Source organism: Ruegeria sp. YTSA064 (genome assembly GCF_059610325.1).
Genome location: NZ_JBXWNK010000017.1, coordinates 1 through 17,498, shown reverse-complemented (window position 1 = coordinate 17,498; position 17,498 = coordinate 1). Strand labels below are relative to the sequence as shown.

At 52.7% G+C, this 17,498-nt stretch carries 14 protein-coding genes and 2 pseudogenes; 12 read left to right on the top strand and 4 right to left on the bottom strand.

The window, feature by feature from the left end:
• Nucleotides 1-246: 246 nt before the first annotated feature.
• On the top strand, nucleotides 247-972 hold the full coding sequence (locus AC2FI7_RS21010) for a TetR/AcrR family transcriptional regulator (protein ID WP_496816901.1): 726 nt from the start codon (nucleotides 247-249) through the stop codon (nucleotides 970-972).
• A 36-nt stretch (nucleotides 973-1,008) separates the two neighbouring features.
• On the top strand, nucleotides 1,009-1,578 hold the full coding sequence (locus tag AC2FI7_RS21005) for a chloramphenicol phosphotransferase CPT family protein (RefSeq protein ID WP_496816900.1): 570 nt from the start codon (nucleotides 1,009-1,011) through the stop codon (nucleotides 1,576-1,578).
• Between the two features lie 997 nt (nucleotides 1,579-2,575).
• Here AC2FI7_RS21005 and AC2FI7_RS21000 read toward each other — a convergent pair.
• The gene (locus tag AC2FI7_RS21000) at nucleotides 2,576-3,073 is read right to left on the bottom strand and encodes an alkaline phosphatase family protein (RefSeq protein WP_183085417.1); all 498 of its coding nucleotides are present in this window, start codon (nucleotides 3,071-3,073) and stop codon (nucleotides 2,576-2,578) included.
• 270 nt (nucleotides 3,074-3,343) lie between these two features.
• On the opposite strand from AC2FI7_RS21000, the gene AC2FI7_RS20995 reads away from it, so the two are divergent.
• The 3 genes from AC2FI7_RS20995 to AC2FI7_RS20985 are packed head-to-tail and all read left to right on the top strand — an operon-like array spanning nucleotide 3,344 to nucleotide 8,160.
• On the top strand, nucleotides 3,344-4,339 hold the full coding sequence (locus AC2FI7_RS20995; RefSeq protein ID WP_010443220.1) for an HlyD family secretion protein: 996 nt from the start codon (nucleotides 3,344-3,346) through the stop codon (nucleotides 4,337-4,339).
• Complete coding sequence (gene rbbA, locus AC2FI7_RS20990; protein ID WP_496816899.1) at nucleotides 4,336-7,035, top strand: ribosome-associated ATPase/putative transporter RbbA; 2,700 nt, start codon at nucleotides 4,336-4,338, stop codon at nucleotides 7,033-7,035. The genes AC2FI7_RS20995 and rbbA overlap by 4 nt, the downstream gene beginning before the upstream one ends.
• Entirely contained in the window at nucleotides 7,036-8,160 is a 1,125-nt protein-coding gene (locus AC2FI7_RS20985; RefSeq protein WP_010443222.1) for an ABC transporter permease, read from the top strand.
• Nucleotides 8,161-8,405: 245 nt separating this feature from the next.
• Here the strand turns inward: AC2FI7_RS20985 and AC2FI7_RS20980 are convergent.
• Nucleotides 8,406-8,882 (bottom strand): annotated as a pseudogene (locus AC2FI7_RS20980) (DUF6653 family protein).
• A 250-nt stretch (nucleotides 8,883-9,132) separates the two neighbouring features.
• Here AC2FI7_RS20980 and AC2FI7_RS20975 point away from each other — a divergent pair.
• On the top strand, nucleotides 9,133-9,963 hold the full coding sequence (locus tag AC2FI7_RS20975) for a methyltransferase domain-containing protein (protein WP_496816898.1): 831 nt from the start codon (nucleotides 9,133-9,135) through the stop codon (nucleotides 9,961-9,963).
• Here AC2FI7_RS20975 and AC2FI7_RS20970 read toward each other — a convergent pair.
• Nucleotides 9,912-10,316: a GFA family protein gene (locus AC2FI7_RS20970; protein ID WP_010443225.1), complete on the bottom strand. Its 405-nt coding sequence runs from the start codon at nucleotides 10,314-10,316 to the stop codon at nucleotides 9,912-9,914. The genes AC2FI7_RS20975 and AC2FI7_RS20970 overlap by 52 nt on opposite strands.
• Before the next feature lie 267 nt (nucleotides 10,317-10,583).
• On the opposite strand from AC2FI7_RS20970, the gene AC2FI7_RS20965 reads away from it, so the two are divergent.
• The 5 genes from AC2FI7_RS20965 (at nucleotide 10,584) to AC2FI7_RS20945 (ending at nucleotide 16,247) form a co-directional block, all read left to right on the top strand.
• On the top strand, nucleotides 10,584-11,501 hold the full coding sequence (locus AC2FI7_RS20965; RefSeq protein WP_496816897.1) for a homocysteine S-methyltransferase family protein: 918 nt from the start codon (nucleotides 10,584-10,586) through the stop codon (nucleotides 11,499-11,501).
• A 229-nt stretch (nucleotides 11,502-11,730) separates the two neighbouring features.
• Nucleotides 11,731-12,876 (top strand): M24 family metallopeptidase, encoded by a 1,146-nt coding sequence (locus tag AC2FI7_RS20960; protein WP_029622212.1) that lies wholly within the window; start codon nucleotides 11,731-11,733, stop codon nucleotides 12,874-12,876.
• 308 nt (nucleotides 12,877-13,184) lie between these two features.
• A complete protein-coding gene (locus AC2FI7_RS20955; protein WP_010443228.1) occupies nucleotides 13,185-13,664 on the top strand; it encodes a GFA family protein in 480 nt (159 codons plus the stop codon).
• Complete coding sequence (locus AC2FI7_RS20950; protein WP_496816896.1) at nucleotides 13,661-15,355, top strand: adenylate/guanylate cyclase domain-containing protein; 1,695 nt, start codon at nucleotides 13,661-13,663, stop codon at nucleotides 15,353-15,355. The genes AC2FI7_RS20955 and AC2FI7_RS20950 overlap by 4 nt, the downstream gene beginning before the upstream one ends.
• A gap of 58 nt (nucleotides 15,356-15,413) precedes the next feature.
• A complete protein-coding gene (locus AC2FI7_RS20945; protein WP_496816895.1) occupies nucleotides 15,414-16,247 on the top strand; it encodes a CE1 family esterase in 834 nt (277 codons plus the stop codon).
• Between the two features lie 89 nt (nucleotides 16,248-16,336).
• On the opposite strand, the gene AC2FI7_RS20940 is transcribed toward AC2FI7_RS20945, so the two are convergent.
• A complete protein-coding gene (locus AC2FI7_RS20940; RefSeq protein WP_496816894.1) occupies nucleotides 16,337-17,194 on the bottom strand; it encodes a LysR substrate-binding domain-containing protein in 858 nt (285 codons plus the stop codon).
• Between the two features lie 85 nt (nucleotides 17,195-17,279).
• Between AC2FI7_RS20940 and AC2FI7_RS20935 the strand changes: the two are divergent.
• Nucleotides 17,280-17,498, top strand: a pseudogene (locus tag AC2FI7_RS20935) (permease); the annotation flags it as partial.

The window sequence follows — 17,498 nt, the reverse complement described above, 5'->3', positions numbered from 1 at the left end:
GTTCTACGCAACTCGGATGGTGGAATGTATCCACAGACAAGAGCATTCATGGCATTCAATCCTGTGCAGGGCGCGCAACTCAACCGGGTCCGCGAAGAGTCATGGCTTGTGGATTTGGGCTGCGTAAACGCATCGTTTAATTCGGGTTGGCAGGTAATTTACATTGTCCTGCAAAGTGAGTCGGAGTATAAACCGACCATGGGTCTGTATTTACAAACCGCTGGTCGGTTTTCAAGGGGAAAATGAATGAAATCTAAGAAGCGGAAGAACATGCAGCCCGAGGAACGTCGCTCTCAATTATTGGGATGCGCGCAAATATTGTTCTTTTCCAAAGGGTTCGAAGATACGACCGTACAAGATGTACTGGATCTGGCCGGTGTTTCGAAAGGTGGATTTTATCATCATTTCAAATCCAAGGACGAGTTGCTGTTCGGTGTATTGGATGGAATGGCAGAGGGCGTCTTCTCACAGATGGCCGTTGTCGCCTCTGACGAGACGTCCTCTGCGCTTGATTTGTTGCGCAGCTTTACCCACTTGCGGGCAAACTACCTGCGCGAACATGACTATCCTGGTCAGGTCGAATTCTTCAGAGTCATGAGCCAGGACAAAAATCTGATCCTGCTTGAGCAGTTCAAGCGCAGGGTCAGAACCGGAGCCATGCCCGTCCTGACCAGGATCATCCAGAAAGGCTGTGATGAGGGCACGTTTGCAGTCGCGGATATTGATACGGCCGCAGAGCTCATTTTGTTCCTGAGCACTTTTATGGACCTTGCCCTGTTGCGCGCGATTGAAGCGCGAGGAGCCGAGACGGCGGACCATGCTGCTGGTAAGTTGCAAGCCGCAATCGACATGCAGTACTTAACAATCGACCGCATTTTGGGATTGCCGGATGGGACAACGGATTTCGGTTGGCCGGAAGCCGTAGACGTAACGATGGCAACTGAACTTCCGCCGCTTCCTTCGACCAATTAATGCGGTTCGGAATTCGAGCAGACAGGCACGAGAACCATGGCAACAGTTATTCTTCTGAATGGTGTTGGGAGTGTTGGAAAAAGCTCCATTGCAAAAGCACTTCAGGACATATCCACGCAACCGTTCTTGCACATTGAAATGGATGCATTCCTGGCAATGTTTCCAGAGCGGCTTGAAGGCCACCCGGACGGGCTGAGCTTTGAAGAGCGCATTGAGGACGGGAACGTGACCACCTTTGCGAGAACCGGACCCATTGCGAAACGCGCGTTGTCCGGAATGCGGCGGTCGGTCGCCGCGATGGCTGGCGCTGGGAACAACCTGATCGTCGACGAGGTGCTATTTGGAAACACGGAATCTGGGTCAGCGAGCGCTGTATCTGAGTATCAGACCTTATTGGAGCCGTACAAGTTTCACATGGTCGGTGTCTTTGCATCCCTCGAAGTACTGGAGGAAAGGGAACGAAGGCGCGGAGACCGAAACATCGGGCTATCCAGATGGCAATACAAGCGTGTCCACGAGGGGATGACTTATGATCTGTCGGTCAACACTGAAAGTAAGTCCCCACTCGCATGCGCTGAGTTGATAAAGGCCCACTTGGGCTTGTGATATTTGTAGGTTGGCAACTGTAGCGCCGACTACGTCAGTATTTCCACCAGTGCGCGCGATCATCGGGTCCGCGTTCAACCAACCCAATATCGCGGCGCATGTGGTCAGACACAGGTGTCGCATTATTTGAGCTTCCTACTGAGCTCCTGCCCTTTTGAACATCATCTGACTGATGCCAGAGTCGAAGCAGTTGTCGAGCGCAAAATTTAATTAGGCTGCGCGGGGTGCGGATCGTTTCGTTGTACATGTTTCAAGCTTTCATTTCAGACACATGTACTGCGTCCACGAAGCTGACTTCGTGAAGCAGACGGAATTTTGTTTCGGGTGACTCACAAGGTGAGAACGCAGTCAGGTCTTTGTGAGGGTCTGATTCCAGCAAGAAACAGACCGATGGTCTGTATATGTAGACCGTCGGTCGGTTTGTAAAGGGGGATTAATGGCTGATGAGGTTGTTTTTCGGTATGCCATTAGCGGGTGCTGCGGTACGGACATGCGTCTTTTGAAGTAAATGGCACTGGAGGTAATGATGGGGTGGGCCGCGCCGCAATATATTGGAAGAGGACCTGCCACTGCCAGGCAAATTAGCATCGTCTTCCAATTAGAGGTTGAATTTAACCGCCAGAATTCACTTTTGATTGAGATACGATGCTTCAAACCCAACCATAAGTCGAACCAAATTTTAGGAACAGCCGTCAAAAGGTAGTCTGACTATGGGTCATGCAGTTTTCGCGGATTCGGTCAATAGAACCCGGAAGCCTACGGACTTTTCTGGAATTGATTTTTTTTGTCTAAATTAGGTAGTTGGATTGGAGGCAGTCGTTCCCGGCATAAACCGTAGAAACCGGGCTATTGAAGGTGCTCATTCACGAACTGGAGGACCAGGTCTGTCATACCACAGCCAACCCAATTTTCGGCCATACGCAACAAAAGCAGGCTTTGCAAAGTTCAATGAATAAGCCCACAGTGGTCCTCTCAAATGAATGGCACTATTGCGCGGCTACTCTAAAGCAGATTCTCGCGTATTGTGTTCAATCAAGGCGTGTGGGAGAGTTTCGCCGACGTTCGACGGGACATGTCTGACGACGGACACCGCCTGTGTTGGGTCAATTTCAATATCGTCATTGACGCCAGCGCCATCTCCAAGAAGCGGAGCGGTGCTGTCTTCAACGTTGTAGACAACGCGGTCCAAGGTTCTGTCGAACCAGATGTTTCCGATCATCCCGTGTACTGCCGGAGTTGCCCCGGTCGCCAATGGGGCGTGTCCGACAACCGTCTCTGTATTGGCATGGCAATGATGGGCGTCCAGATAGTGTACACCGTTTTCCAGTAAATACTTAAGGCCACCCTCCCCAAGATTCTCAAAGTAGCGTGTCGGCAGATCGCCCCGAAACGCGTCGACGGTTAACTGCAAAACGAGACGAGGAGGTTCTTGTGCGTACGCAGGAGCGACTGCGACCAACCATAAAGACAAACAAGCTCTCAGTGTTTTGGGCACAGTGTTTCCTTTCGCTGTATTGCGCAGCAGGTTGGCGGCGACCGCAATTGCGCGCTAGAACAACCCGTTTCAATACCAAACTGATAACAAAAACGCTTCGAGTCTACTTCTTCCGACCTATCGCGAAAGAGCCTGCAACACCCAAAACGGTGTTCATACAAACAATTGCTTGGAACTGAGGTGTCCAGATCGGTTTTGATCCAAAACAAGGCTTTGAGTCTTTTGAGACACTAAACTCTGCGCCAGAAACCCAGTTTCAGGTGAAACGTTATGACAAAAAACCTATCGGTTTTTCTTATTTTGGCTGGTTTAGTAATTGCTGGTGCGTTGCTGTATGTCGTTGTTGCCGAGGATGGCGATGAATTGCCGGTTGGATTTGTGCAAGGAAACGGGCGGGTTGAAGCGGAACAAGTCGAAATAGCACCAACTAATGCAGGCCGGGTTGCGAAGGTAACGGCAACAGAGGGCAGTATGGTTGCAGCCGGTCAAATCCTGGCCGAAATGGACATAGACGAGCTATCTGCGGCCCTGGATCGGGCTAGAGCCGAAGTAGCCTTGGCAAATCAGACAAGGGCTGAAGCAGAAGCGCTCGTTGTGCAACGCGAAAGCGAACAGCGCAGGGCCGAGCAAGAGCTTGATCGTGCCACGGCGTTGCTGGCAGGACAAAACATCTCCAAAACTATTTTTGAAGATCGCGATACCACTCATAAGGTCGCTACAGCAGTATTAGGCGCCGCCAAAGCCCGAGTTGCAACCGCGGAAAGCCGTATTGCTGCCGCTGAGGCGGAAGTGCGCAGGATTGAGGCACAGATTGAAGACAGCGCTCTAGTGGCACCTTTGCCCGGACGCGTGCTTTACCGGCTTGCAGAACCCGGAGAGGTGGTTGGCGCGGGCGAACCAATCCTGACTATTCTTGGCCTTGAGAATGTTTACATGGAAGTTTTTCTTCCGGCGCGTGAAGCCGGACTTTTGCCCATTGGAGCTGAGGCTCGCATCGTGCTCGACGCTTTGCCAGAATATGCAATACCAGCATATGTCAGCTTTGTTTCTCCGGAGGCACAATTCACCCCCAAACAGGTCGAGACCCTGGATGAGCGAGAGCAACTGGTTTTTCGCGTTCGCGTCCGTATCCCAATAGACTTGGTTGAAAGTCGGATTGAGCACGTCAAAACTGGTCTGCGCGGTGTCGCGGTGATCCGGCTTAACCCATCCGTTGCTTGGCCTGAGGCGCTTGAACAACGCATCCCAGCAGAGCTGTTCGAATGAGAGTAGAGGACGGAACCTACGATATTCGAATTTCAGGTGTTACGCACCGCTATCGCAAGCATGTCGCATTGGATTCTGTTTCGTTGGAACTGCCAGGCGGCCAGCTGGTTGGCTTTATCGGGCCGGATGGGGTGGGAAAGTCCACACTGCTTGGTTTGATCACCGGCGCAAAGAAACTGCAATCCGGCAATATCGACGTTTTAGGCGGCCCGATTGGCAATTCTGGCCATCGACACAGCATTTGCCCAGCCATCGCTTTCATGCCGCAAGGGCTGGGTCGAAACCTGTATCCGGAGCTATCTGTGCGCGAGAACCTCGAGTTCTTCTCAGGTCTCTTTGCTCAAGGGCATTCAGAGCGGGACGAACGTATCGCAGCGCTATTGGCTGCGACAGGGCTTGCGCAGTTTGAAGACCGTCTGATGGGCAAGCTCTCGGGTGGGATGAAGCAAAAACTAGGTCTTTGCTGTGCGTTAATCCATGACCCCAAACTTTTGGTTTTGGATGAGCCAACGACCGGGGTCGACCCGTTGTCTCGTCGGCAGTTCTGGGCTTTGATTGATGCAATCCGAGCAAAAAGCCCTGAACTGTCGGTATTGGTTTCAACGGCGTACATGGAAGAAGCCGAGGGTTTTGACCGGATTGTCGCGATGGACGCGGGTCAAGTCATCTTTCATGGGAAGCCCACCGAATTGAAAGGGAGTGATGTCGACCTCGAAATTGCATATCGGCGTCTGAGAGCACGGGAGTTGCCTGTCGAACCGGCGGGGAAAAACAAAACGAATGGGCAGATCGAAACAAGCCCAGTGATAGTTGCGCGTGGACTGACACGACGCTTTGGTGATTTCACGGCCGTAGACAACGTCGACTTCACAATCAATCGCGGAGAGATATTCGGGTTTCTAGGATCAAACGGTTGCGGCAAATCCACGACAATGAAGGTGCTGACTGGCTTGTTACCTTCCAGCTCAGGTGAAGCACTGCTGTTTGGCAACCCTGTCGATGCATATGACCGAAAAATGAGGCGTGAAATAGGCTACATGAGCCAGGCCTTTTCCTTGTATGGCGAGTTGTCGGTCCATCAGAACCTACAATTGCATGCGCGGATATTTGCAATTGCCGACCGAGAACAACGTGTTTCGGAACTCACTGAGCGCTTTGGGCTCGAGGAGCACCGTCATACGTTGGCGACGGCACTGCCCCTGGGGATCAAACAGCGACTGTCGCTAGCTGTAGCAGTTATCCACCGTCCGCGGGTGCTAATACTCGACGAACCAACATCCGGTGTGGATCCAGAGGCGCGCGATTCCTTCTGGGAATTGCTGATTGAGCTCTCTCGAAATGAGTCGGTTACGATCTTTGTTTCCACTCATTTCATGGGTGAGGCGGAACGCTGTGATCGCGTCTCTTTTATGCATGCTGGTAGAGTTCTAGCCGAAGGTACTCCGGTTGAACTAATCGCTGTTGAAGGGGCGGAAAACCTTGAAGACGCCTTCATTTCGATATTGGAAACAGCAGAAAAACCAGTCTCTGTTGTCGCGCCAAAGGTGGGTTTTAGAACCAAATCCCACGCCGGGGGAGGAGCGTTTTCTCGTATATTGGCATGTGCGCGGCGCGAAACCGTTGAAGTAGCTCGCGACCCGGTGCGTCTGGCTTTCGCGTTTCTGGGTTCTGCTATTCTAATGGTAGTTTTTTGCTTTGGTATTTCGCTGGATATCGATGAGCTTGAATTCGCTGTACTTGACCTTTCTCAGGGGCCGGAGAGTCGTGCCTATTCGGCTGAATTCGCCGGATCGTCCTACTTTAAAGCCACATCGCCGCTGCAAAGCGCCAGCGAAGGGCGCAACCGTCTAGTGGCAGGTGAGGTCTCTCTGGTTGTTGAGTTACCACCTAACTTTGACCGAAAGATGAATACGGGTGAACCGACCCAGATACTTGCAACTGTAGACGGTGCTATCCCATTTAAGGGTGAGACGGTTGAAGGTTATGTTTCCGGATTGCACCAATCATTTCTCTCGGAATATGCCCTTAACAATGGCAAAAGCCAGATAGATATCGCCAGGATCGAACCCCGGTTTCGCTACAATCAGAGCTTTGAAAGCATCGCCGCGATGGCTCCGGCAATGCCTGCTATCTTACTGATTATGTTGCCAGCTGTTTTGACTGCTGTAAGCGTGGCAAGGGAACGAGAGCTGGGGTCAGTTGTCAATTTCTACGTGACACCAACCACGCGGCTTGAATTTCTAGTCGGCAAACAAATTCCGTACATTTTGATCGCCTACGCAAACTTTCTGCTTTTGGCCGGAATGACCGTTTTTCTTTTCGGGGTGCCGTTAAAAGGAAATCCTTTCCCTTTGGCTGTTGGTGCCCTTCTTTACGTTTGGGCAACGACATCCTACGGGCTGTTGATCGCTACAATGACATCCAGTCAGGTGGCCGCCACATTTGCAACTGCCATCGCCTCAGTTGTCCCAACAATCCAGTTCTCAGGTCTGTTGCAACCTGTTTCAACGCTTGAAGGAGGTGCACAAGTGGTGGGTTCTCTTTGGCCTTCCTCATATTTCCTACACCTAAACGTTGGTGCCTTCACTAAAGGTTTGGGTTGGGAGGCCCTTGCGCCAGACATTCTGGCCCTCGCCTGCTTCGGACCAGTTCTGACACTGATCGCAGCCCTTTGTCTTCGGGCGCAGGAGAAGTGAATGCAGCGTTTCTACTGCATATTCTGGCTAGGCTTGAAGGAAGTGATGAGCCTGCGCCGTGATTGGGTGATGATGGCATTGTTGGTTTGGTCTTTCACGCTGGCCCCGATAATGGAAGCAACGGGAGTGGCAAGTTCTGTAAACAACGCCTCAATAGCGTTTGCGGATGAAGACGACTCGCCACTTTCTCGAGCACTTGCCACAGCGTTTTTCCCACCAGAGTTCCAACCGGTTGTCCAAATCGAACCCGGAAAAGGACCTGCGTACATGGATGCTGGGCGCTTTATTTTCGTTGTGGCCGTGCCCCCCGGATTCGAAAAGGATCTGCGCGCTGGGCGCAGTCCGGAGATTCAAGTTCTTATTGACGCAACCGCTATGGAACAGGCCGGTATTGGTGCAAATTACATCACCAGTATCTTGAGCGCTGAAATACATCGCTATGCAATTGGTATCGATCTAGTAGATGCTCCCTCAATCAGTGTCATTTTAAGAAGCGCCTTCAACCCAAATAGAGATACTGTACGTTTTGCTGGTATCGTTGCTTTGATTGGTCAGATCATGTGGCTCACAACTATTTTGACCGGAGCTGCGATGATCAGAGAACGAGAGCACGGGACTATTGAACATCTCCTTGCCATGCCGCTTTCTCCTTTTGACATTGCCATTGCCAAAATTTGGGCGAATGCAGCAGTGGTTTTGGTTGCGGCTGGTCTTTCACTAACCTTTGTGATGCAGGGTTCTCTGGGCATTAGTATCGCTGGATCCAAGATGTTGTTTTTGGTTGGCACGGCGTTGTTTCTTTTTACTGCAACGGCGCTTGGGGTGTTTCTGGCAACCATTGCACGCTCTATGGCGCAGTTTGCGCTTCTGGTCATGTTGATTGTGCTGCCAATGCTAATGCTGTCAGGTGGAGAGACCCCAATTGAAGGTCAGCCGGCGTGGTTGCAGGCAGGTACTTTGGTTTTACCGTCACGCCATTACATGTCAGCAAGTCAGGCTATTGTTTTCAAAGGCGCTGGTATTGAGACTGTCTGGCCGGAATTCGTTTGGATGACGTTGTTAGGAATTGCTTTGTTACTAATGAGCCTACGGCTTTTTCGGCGTTCTCTTGCGCAGATCAGCTAGCGCTTTAATCTTTTGGCTGTGATAGATTGTGAGCCTCCCCAACCAAACTGGTCCACCATTATGTTAATGACACAGCAAACTGAAATCGGCATGCGCCAAAGCTTGCTTGCACGATGGTTCCAAACGCTTCCTTGATTCAGGCGATCCAATTGACCTACGATTCCAGTTAATCTTTTGCTGTAAGGTAGGAGCCTGCCCGGGCAGCAAGACTTTGGCGGCTGGCGAAGAAAGATAAGTGACTGGGCCTACGTCCCAGCCGCCAGGTCTTCCAACGACCCACCATCACGCAGAAAGTCGCTCCAGATCCACGCCATGCGATCCACAAACCACATCTTGCCGCCCGAGATCACAACAATGCCAAGGAATGTGAATCCTAAGTCGTACGCCCAAAGACCGTATGCAAACGGCAGCAAACCCAATCCGCTGACATAGGCAAGTGCTTTGGCCATTCTAATATGATGAGCCGCAACCTTGTCTCGGTGTCGTAGCCAGACACGCTCGCCCAATACACCTTGGGCTGACTAGCTCTCGAAGGTCTTGGGTCGGGAGAACGCACGCGGATTGATCCAGACCCAGACCAAAACCACGCCGACGGTAACCCATGCCCAACCACCAATCCACGCCCGGCTCCAGATCGCCAGCGCCAAAAGGGGCAGCGGTGTCAGCACGCGGGTCCAGACCGACCAAGGGTTTGTATGCCGCAACCATACCTCGTCTTTCATACCCATGAGGCGTTCGGAAAATCGAACTATGTCCATCGGGTCACTCCAGAAACTGCAAACCCACTATTGAGAATGAAGCCATCCGCTACTGATCACAACCGCTTTCAAGTTTCGTCCTATGGTGAAGATCAGGCGCTCACAATAGCATGGCGAATATCCGGATCGATCCTGACAAGGCTTGAAAAACATATCTGGCCCGAACCTTGCTTGAGTGTATTCTTGTCACATTTTGGAGCTTTGGGGGGTTGAAGTGACTGATACAGCAGACTTTGAGATAATGGAACGCCAAGGATGGGCGGATCCGTCTATTGCTAAAGGGTATGCCGACGGCTTTGAAATGGCGACGCGCCTGGCTGCCAGAAAGCTTGCAGACGAAGTCGCTGCTGGGCCGAATTGTAAAGCTCTTGATCTGTGCACCGGACACGGTGTCGTGGCAGCAGAGCTTGTGGCCCGCGGCTCGGATGTAACGGGCTTGGATTTCTCTGAACCGATGATTGAGCTTGCCCAATCAGCTGTTCCAACGGCGCGGTTCGTTCAGGGTGATGCAATGGCAATGGAGTTTCCAGATCACACCTTTGATGCGGTCACAATCGGGTTTGGCGTCCCACATTTTCCAGACCCCGAACGCGGTCTGAGAGAAGTAAACAGAGTGCTGAAACCCGGCGGTAGAGTTGCCTTCTCGATTTGGCGTGGCAAAGGATCAGATGGCGCGTTTGGCTGGCTGTTCGATGCTGTTGAACGCCTGGCCGACCCATCCATCTCTCTGCCTGCGGGCCCGGATGCGCACATGCTCGTAGACAGCGGAATTGCCAAACCAATGGTCGAAAATGCAGGTTTCGACAATGTGCGGCTTATCAATGTTGCAAGCGAATTGTGCGTTTCAGATCCTAAAGTGCTTTTTGATGTTTTTGATGGGGGCGCAGTGCGTGCGGCATCGCTCCTCAAGCGCCAGCCGAAAGAACGGCGTGATGCAATACGTGCGGATTTGGCAACGCGCGTTCAGGCGGAAGCAAACAAAGACATTCGAGGTTACTTTGTGCCTGCCCCTTCAGTTGTTATCACTGCTTCGTCCCAAGCCTGAGCTGCTTCGCTGTAGATCGATTTCGCCGGATGATACTTGGAGGGATCGTCCATTGATGCCGCATGGACGTAGATGCAGTCACTTACCCGTTCACTTCTACGGATCAGCGGTGAGCCGCAGTTCGGGCAAAACCCGCTAAAGGTCGACAGCCCTGATCCTCCTGCCATTTCAAATGTTTTGAGCGCATCACCAATCGAAACAGATTTGGCCACAAGTGGCACCATCTCTGAATGTCCCGAGCCGGTGAGCTGCTGGCAATCTCGGCAGTGACATCGAAACATCGGAAGGTCAGAGCGAATTCCGGAATATCGCACCAGCCCACATTTGCAGCCGCCTTCGATCTTATCACTCATGTCTTCTCCTCCACCTAGAAAGGATAGAACGGCCGGTCCTTTGTGTCAGCTTGAACCTGCCGCTCCGAGGTAACAAGGACCGGCTATAGGTTAGAACGGTACAGCCACGCTTGTTCAGAATCTCCGGCGGTTCGCGCCTAAATATGCCTAGCCGATACCGCAAATGCAGAAAGCGTCCGAACGGACAAGTAAACACCTCGGTTTTGCAGAAGATCTGATCATTGCTATTGTGGATGCGGAGTAATGCCGGTGTTCGAGGGGTGCAAAATGGCGTGGAGATTTCCAGGCGAGGGTGACAAGAAATTTTTGGTTTATGCAGGTACAGGTACGGACCTGATCTTTAACCACGGTATCGAGCTTCCGGGTTTTGCTTCGTTTCCCTTGCTGGAGAAGCCTGACACCCGGGCTGTTCTGGCCGGACAAATGCAAGCGCTCGTGCAATTGGCCGGGGATATGGGTGTTGGGTGCATTCTCGACGCACCGACATGGATGGCCAATGCCGACCGTGCTGCACCTTTGGGCTACGATGCTGAACGTCTTCGTGAGGTAAACAAGGATGGTGTCGCACTGATGGAGGAGGTGCGCAATGCTTCTGGCCGGGATGACGTTTTGGTTTCCGCCTGCGTTGGCCCAAGATACGATCCTTACGCTGACATCCCACCCATGACAGTTGAACAGGCGCGCAGTTACCACAGTGTGCAACTCGCTGTTCTGAAAGAAACCAGTGTTGATCTGGTGACCGCGTACACGTTCAACCGCCTAAGCGAGGCTGCTGGCTGTGTTCTGGCTGCAAGAGATATTGGTTTACCCATCATTTTGTCATTGGTCGTCGAAACCGATGGCTGTTTGGCTGACGGCACAAAGCTTGTTGATGCCATAGACCAGATCGAAGCAGAAACAGACGGCGCGGCTCTGTTCTACATGGTCAACTGCGCACACCCGACGCACTTTGCCGACGCGCTCAACGCGCATCCAAGGCTCAAAGGTGTTGTTGCCAATGCATCAAGTTGTTCGCACGCAGAATTGGATGAGGCCGATACCTTGGATGAAGGAGATCCCGCGCGGCTCGGCCAAGAAATTGCGGATGTCCTGCGGGAAAACCCGTCTATCAGAGTGTTTGGCGGTTGCTGCGGTACGGATATGCGGCACCTAAGGCAAATGGCGCTGGAGGTGGTTGGCAGATAGCGCTGCTATTTTATTTACGAAGGCTTATCACCGAATGCGTGAAGCTTGATGATGGGCTTTGACGTTAAAAGCAGTGATCAGAGAAGCAATTCCGATGAAATGCAGGCGAAGCGTCAAGACAGGTGCTTGACTTTGCTTTTATAGACCGTGGACCAAGCGTGTTCTACGGTCTCGATCACGCAACTCAATTTGAGAAGCTCAACTGATACCTTCAGGATGGAGACTGACGATGTTTGCTGGGAGGATGACAAGCTTTCGCACTCACATGAAAGAAGCCGGAATCGACGTTGCTCTCATCACCGATGACGACAACGTTTATTATCTGACGGGCTATTATGACTACCTGCATATGGAGTTTGGGCGTCCAACCATCCTGGTTGTGCACAAGTCAGGTGAAAGCCTGTTGATCACGCCGACAATAGACCTGAATGCCGCACGTTCGGCCGCTCATGTTGACCGTATTTCGGCCTGGAATGACGGTATGGGCGAAGAGTGGCGGTCGGAGTTACCCAAAGCGGTCAAGACTGCAAAGCGTGTTGGTATCGAGCTTGATCACATGCCACCAGTTGTGCGGGCATACCTGGATATGTTGGTCCCGGTGGAAAATCTGCTCAGTGCCACACCGATATTGGCTGAAATGCGAATGATAAAATCCGCCCAGGAACTTCAAATGGCCCGGCATGCCGGGCAAGTTGCAAGCGCTATGATGGACGCCGGACGCGACGCAATTGCAGACGGAGTACCGGAGTTCGAAGTTGCGATTGCCACGTCCCAGGCCGGAACACGAAAGGCCGCGGAGCTTTTAACGGCGCATTACGATGACTCGGACATGTCGCCCAACACTCATTTTCTGCAAATAATGGCGTCGGGCGACACCATCACCAAAACCCATCATCGCGCCTCAACCCGGATCATGAAACGAAGCGAACCGGTGTTTTTGTGCTTTTGCGGCATGACCAATTTTCACCGCTTCAAACTGGGTTTTGACCGCACCTTTTGGATTGGTGAGGTGGCGGACAAACAACAAGAGCATATCTATGAGGTTGCCGTAGCAAGTCAGGCCGCCGCACTGGCAGAGCTGCGCCCAGGTGTGACCGCCGAAAGTGTGCATACCGCCTATGCCGAGGTTATCCAGCGGGCGGGGTTTGAATACCCGTTCCGGTGTGGCCGCGCGACTGGCTATAGCTTTTTGGAAAAGCCACAGTTGGTCACCGGCGACACGACAGTATTGCAGCCAGGGATGGTTTTCGCTGTTGATGGTTCAGTATCAGTCGATACATTTCGTGCGCAGGTCGGCGACAGTTTCATAATCACCGAAGATGGCTGGGAAGCAATAACAGAACATCCAAAGTCCTTGGATGCAGTTATCCTTTGACTTTCCAACTAGCGCCGTCTTTTGAATGCACTTACACAGCGAATGGTCGATATGGCGAGCCGGGCCTCAACATTTTGAAAATTTCACTCCACGATCTCGCGATTACGTTGCATCTTTAGACATCCGCAACGCGAATGGGTGTGCGAAGTTGGAAAGACAATCGGCACCTTTGAAAGTGCAGTTTCAGAGGGAATTAAGTTACTTTGGGACCCGGCGATTGGAATGTATAACTGACAGGGCATTGGAGAAGAAGGCGTAGCGGAAAACTAACGTTAACAGCCATTGCTCGATTGGGGGGTAGAGGGAAAATGAGCGGCGATTCTGAAACCTACCAAGGAATCTGCTATTGTGGCGCATGTAGTGTTTCTGCTGCCGGTAAGCCGATGGTCATGGCATATTGTCATTGCCACTCTTGCAGAAAATGGCATTCGGCGCCTGTCAATGCTTGGTGCCTCTGGTCGGCAGACAATGTCTCGTTGTCAGGACCGACGGTTCAATCGGACAAGAATGATGAAAGCCATCGTGTTTCCTGCGGCAAATGCGGGGGGGCGTTGGTAAATATCAAACCCGGAAAGGACATCGTCGCGGTCTACGCAATGTCGCTGGATGAATCTGGGTTGAGCTTCGAGCCGACTTTTCACATCTTCTACGGCGAGCGTGTTTTTGACATGGCCGATGGCCTGCCAAAGTGGAAGACGGTTCCGACATCGTTCGGAGGGGATGGTGTCGCTATGCCCGAACCAGACAAAACCGGTTGGATTTCCTTGAACACGCGAGCCCAAGGGTGAAGCGCAAACTTACCTCGATCTTGGCTGCCGACATTGTCGGCTTCTCGCGGCTTGTGGAAGCTGCCGAGGAAGCCACGCTGGCGCGTCAGAAAGAACTGCGCCTGTCCGTGTTCGACCCCGGGATCAAGCAGGCTGGGGGTAAGATCATCAAGTCGACAGGCGATGGATTTCTGGCCGAATTTTCAAGCGTTGTGGAAGCGGTGCGGTTCGCGATAGCGGCGCAAGAAGCGGTTCGCGCAGAGGAAGAGTCCGTGCCTCAAGATCGGCAGATCAGTTACCGCATGGGCCTTCACATAGGTGATGTGGTTGTTGATGATGGTGATATCTATGGCGACGGTGTGAATCTTGCCGCTCGCTTAGAAGCTGCTGCCCCAACGGGCGGGATTTGCATCTCCGCTGCCGTCCGTGACCAGATCGTTGGCGTAATGGACGAGCTGTTCGCTGATGTCGGTGAATTGACGCTGAAAAACATTTCGCGCCCGATCCGCGCCTTTGTCTGGCCTCCCGACCAAGGTGGAGCACTTTACACTGCCACCACACCGCCCATCGAGGTGACATCCAAGAAGCCCACGGTAGCCCTTAGTGCATTCGAAGCCCTCGGCAACAATGACGATGCTAAGATGCTGGCCGAAGCTTGCAATCACACGGTAGAGGCGGCGCTTGCCAATCTTACAGGGTTGGATCTGATCGCACTCGAGGCGGGCCCGGACCATATCGCTACGGCGGTGTTTCAGGCCTCTGGAAACCAGGTCCGCGCGACACTCAAGCTGCGTGAGACGAGTACATCGGCAACCTACCTGACCCAGCGGATGAACGGTGATCTTTCCGATCCTTTCGTGGCAGAAGATCTGTTGTCAGGGGAAATCGCGACAACGATCCGATACGGAATTCTGCAGCGAATTGCTGAGCGCGCAGCGGAAACGGAGACAAACGACCCCGAGGCAATGCTGAATCTCGCGGGGCATTACATGATGGGATCGCAGCCTGAAGAATGGGAGGCTGCGGGCCGTCTGTTGGACAGGATCCTGACACTCCAGCCACGCAATTTCATGGCCGTTGGGATGAAGGCGAACACGTTGATTGGCGAATTGGTATGGGGTTACCGTCCGATACGCCCGGAGGATATCGAAGCCGCTGACGCAGGGCTGAGCAAGGCGGTTTCGTTGAATGACCAAAGCGATTACGTGCACCTGATCCGGGGAATTTTTCACTACGGTATTACCGGCGATTTGGAAGCGGCGGTGCGGTGTGTTGAACGCGGGTTCGAAATCAGTCCGCAGTTCGCCCAGGGGCATATGGTACTGGGCTGGATTCAGAACCTGATGGGCCAACCAGAGTTAGCGCTGAAGTCCATCAAAAAGGGCTCGTTTTCTCTTGCCAAGAACCGGATATATCACCGTGTCCCACAAGCGTTGGCCCAGACTTATCTGGTTATGGGCGACTTCGAGAATGCCATCGCCAACGCCAACCGAGCGCTACAAAATTCGCCGGGGCTGCCGGTCGCACAAATGTACCTTGCCAGCGCAACCGGTCAGGCTGGTCTACCTGATGAAGGAGAACGGGCGCGGGATGCCCTAATTGCGTCAGATCCGGACTTCCGAGTTAGCGGCGTGCGCAGGTTCCATTTTCAGGACCCAACACGTTGGGACGCAATCCTGGATGGACTTCGTTTGGTGGGGCTGCCCGAGTAAGCTCTCTCGGGAAATTCTGTGTTGAAGTGTGCTAACATCAATCCCCGAGGGGGACATTATGCACAACGAAGTATTGGCCGTTTTAGTTTTACTCGTGAGTTCAGGGCAGGCAATCGCCCTCGATTGTGGTGACAAAACAAACTCGTGCAAGATTGAAACCGGAGAATATCATATCGTTCTTCCGAACGATTGGCAGGGTGGACCTGCTGTGATGCACCTGCACGGTTATGGCGATACAGGTGAGAAGATTGTAGAGAACTCGGCGTTCGTTGAAGAATTCACCAAGCGGGGATACGCATTTATCGCGCCAACCGCGCTCCCATGGTTGGATGGTAAACCCACCGACTGGTCTGTTCGAGACGGTTGGAACACCTACCCTCGCTCAGACGTAAGATTTCTCCGTGAGGTTTTGGCTGACGCTGCCCTTCGTGCAAACGTGAATGCGGGCCGGGTGTTGCTGACAGGATTTTCCAGAGGCGGATCAATGGTCTGGGAAGTTGCTTGTCTTGCACCGGAAATAGCGCTTGGTTACGCGCCGGCTTCCGGTGGTTTCTGGCTCCCGGCAACCGAAGATTGTCTAAAGCCGGTACACTTGCTCCATACCCACGGGTTTGCCGACAAAGTTGTTCCGCTTGAAGGTCGCGCAATACACAGCGAGGAGTTTGACGTTACCATCACGCAGGCAGATATCTGGCAAGGCCTGTCGGTGTGGCGGCAAGAAAACAAATGCCCACCCAATGCTGCACATCACGAAATGACCGAGGGTCTGTGGCGCAAACGCTGGAACTGCGAATACGGTAGTCTCGAAATCATTCTGCATAACGGAGGGCACGGTTACCCGACAGGATGGAGCTCCACAGCGCTTGACTGGTTTGAAAGTCTGGGAAACTGACGCATCATCAATTTCAAAAAAATTTGGTTTTGCTACGGTGAGACTTAGAAGAGCTTGTGGATCGGTCGGCTGGCCAAAAGGCACGTCTTCTAGATTTTAGTTAGAAACGCAGAGCGGATAGCTGTTTTCATGGCACCCAATGGCCCGGTTTCCTGTGAACCGGCTGCCGCCATCACCAACTTCGAGGTGGACGTTCTGCTGAAACCAAGGGTCTCGCCCACTATCGATAGATCGGCATGAAGTGAGGAACGCCCCAGTAGGCCGACCGCTATCCCTGCTTCGACCGCCGCGATTACACCAGCGACACTCTGGCTGGAATAGACAATGCGGTATGGTTTTGCGCGGTGCTCTAGCGAAGCGATTGCCGCGTCGCGCCACCAACAGGCGTGATCGAATACAGCCACCGGCAAAGTTTCATCGACTGAAAACTCCCGATGTGCGGATGAGACCCAACATGTTGGATCCTCAAACAACAGCTCTTCATGAGGCTCTGGGCTTTCAACTTCATAAACTGCAAGGTCCAACGATCCCTTGTCGATGGCGTCAGGGAAACCGGTGCTCAAAGCGCAGGTCACCTCCAACTCGACCTGTGGGTGGTGGCGGGTGAATGCTGCGATAATCTGAGCCAGTTTGGCTCGACCGTGATCATCTGGAACGCCAATGCGCAGTTTGCCCATCACGGCCGTTTGGGAAATGTCCTGCAATGCCACGTCCAGACGTGTTGTCACTTCATGTGCAACGGGCAACAGCAGACGACCTGCATCGCTTAGGACGACCCCGCGCCCGTGCCGCTTAAATACGGGTTGGCCGAGGATGGATTCGAGGCGTTTGATTTGAAGGCTTGTGGCGGATTGGGACCTATGGATACGTGCGGCGCCATCCGTGACGCTGCCTGCTTCGGCGACAGCAACAAAGGTGCGCAACAAATCGCTATCCAGATTTACCATTTGAATTACCAATATCAGTGATTGAAACTATTCGTTTCACACATGTTTGTTCAATTCCTATTTTTCAAGATCAAAGGAGTATCCTATGACCGATCAGACAATTGTCCGCCGGCAATCAGGTAAGACTTATGTGGTCTGGGGCGTGTGCCTATTGCTGTTGGTCAGCATCGGTTTCGCCTGGCCGGAACACATTGCGGATGCCACTAGGTTTGTCCTCTGGGGCCTCGTTGTCGTTGCCCCGATAGTTATTCCGGGCATCCTTCTGGCGGCCTGGATCATCGCCAGCGGAGCAGACACCCACATT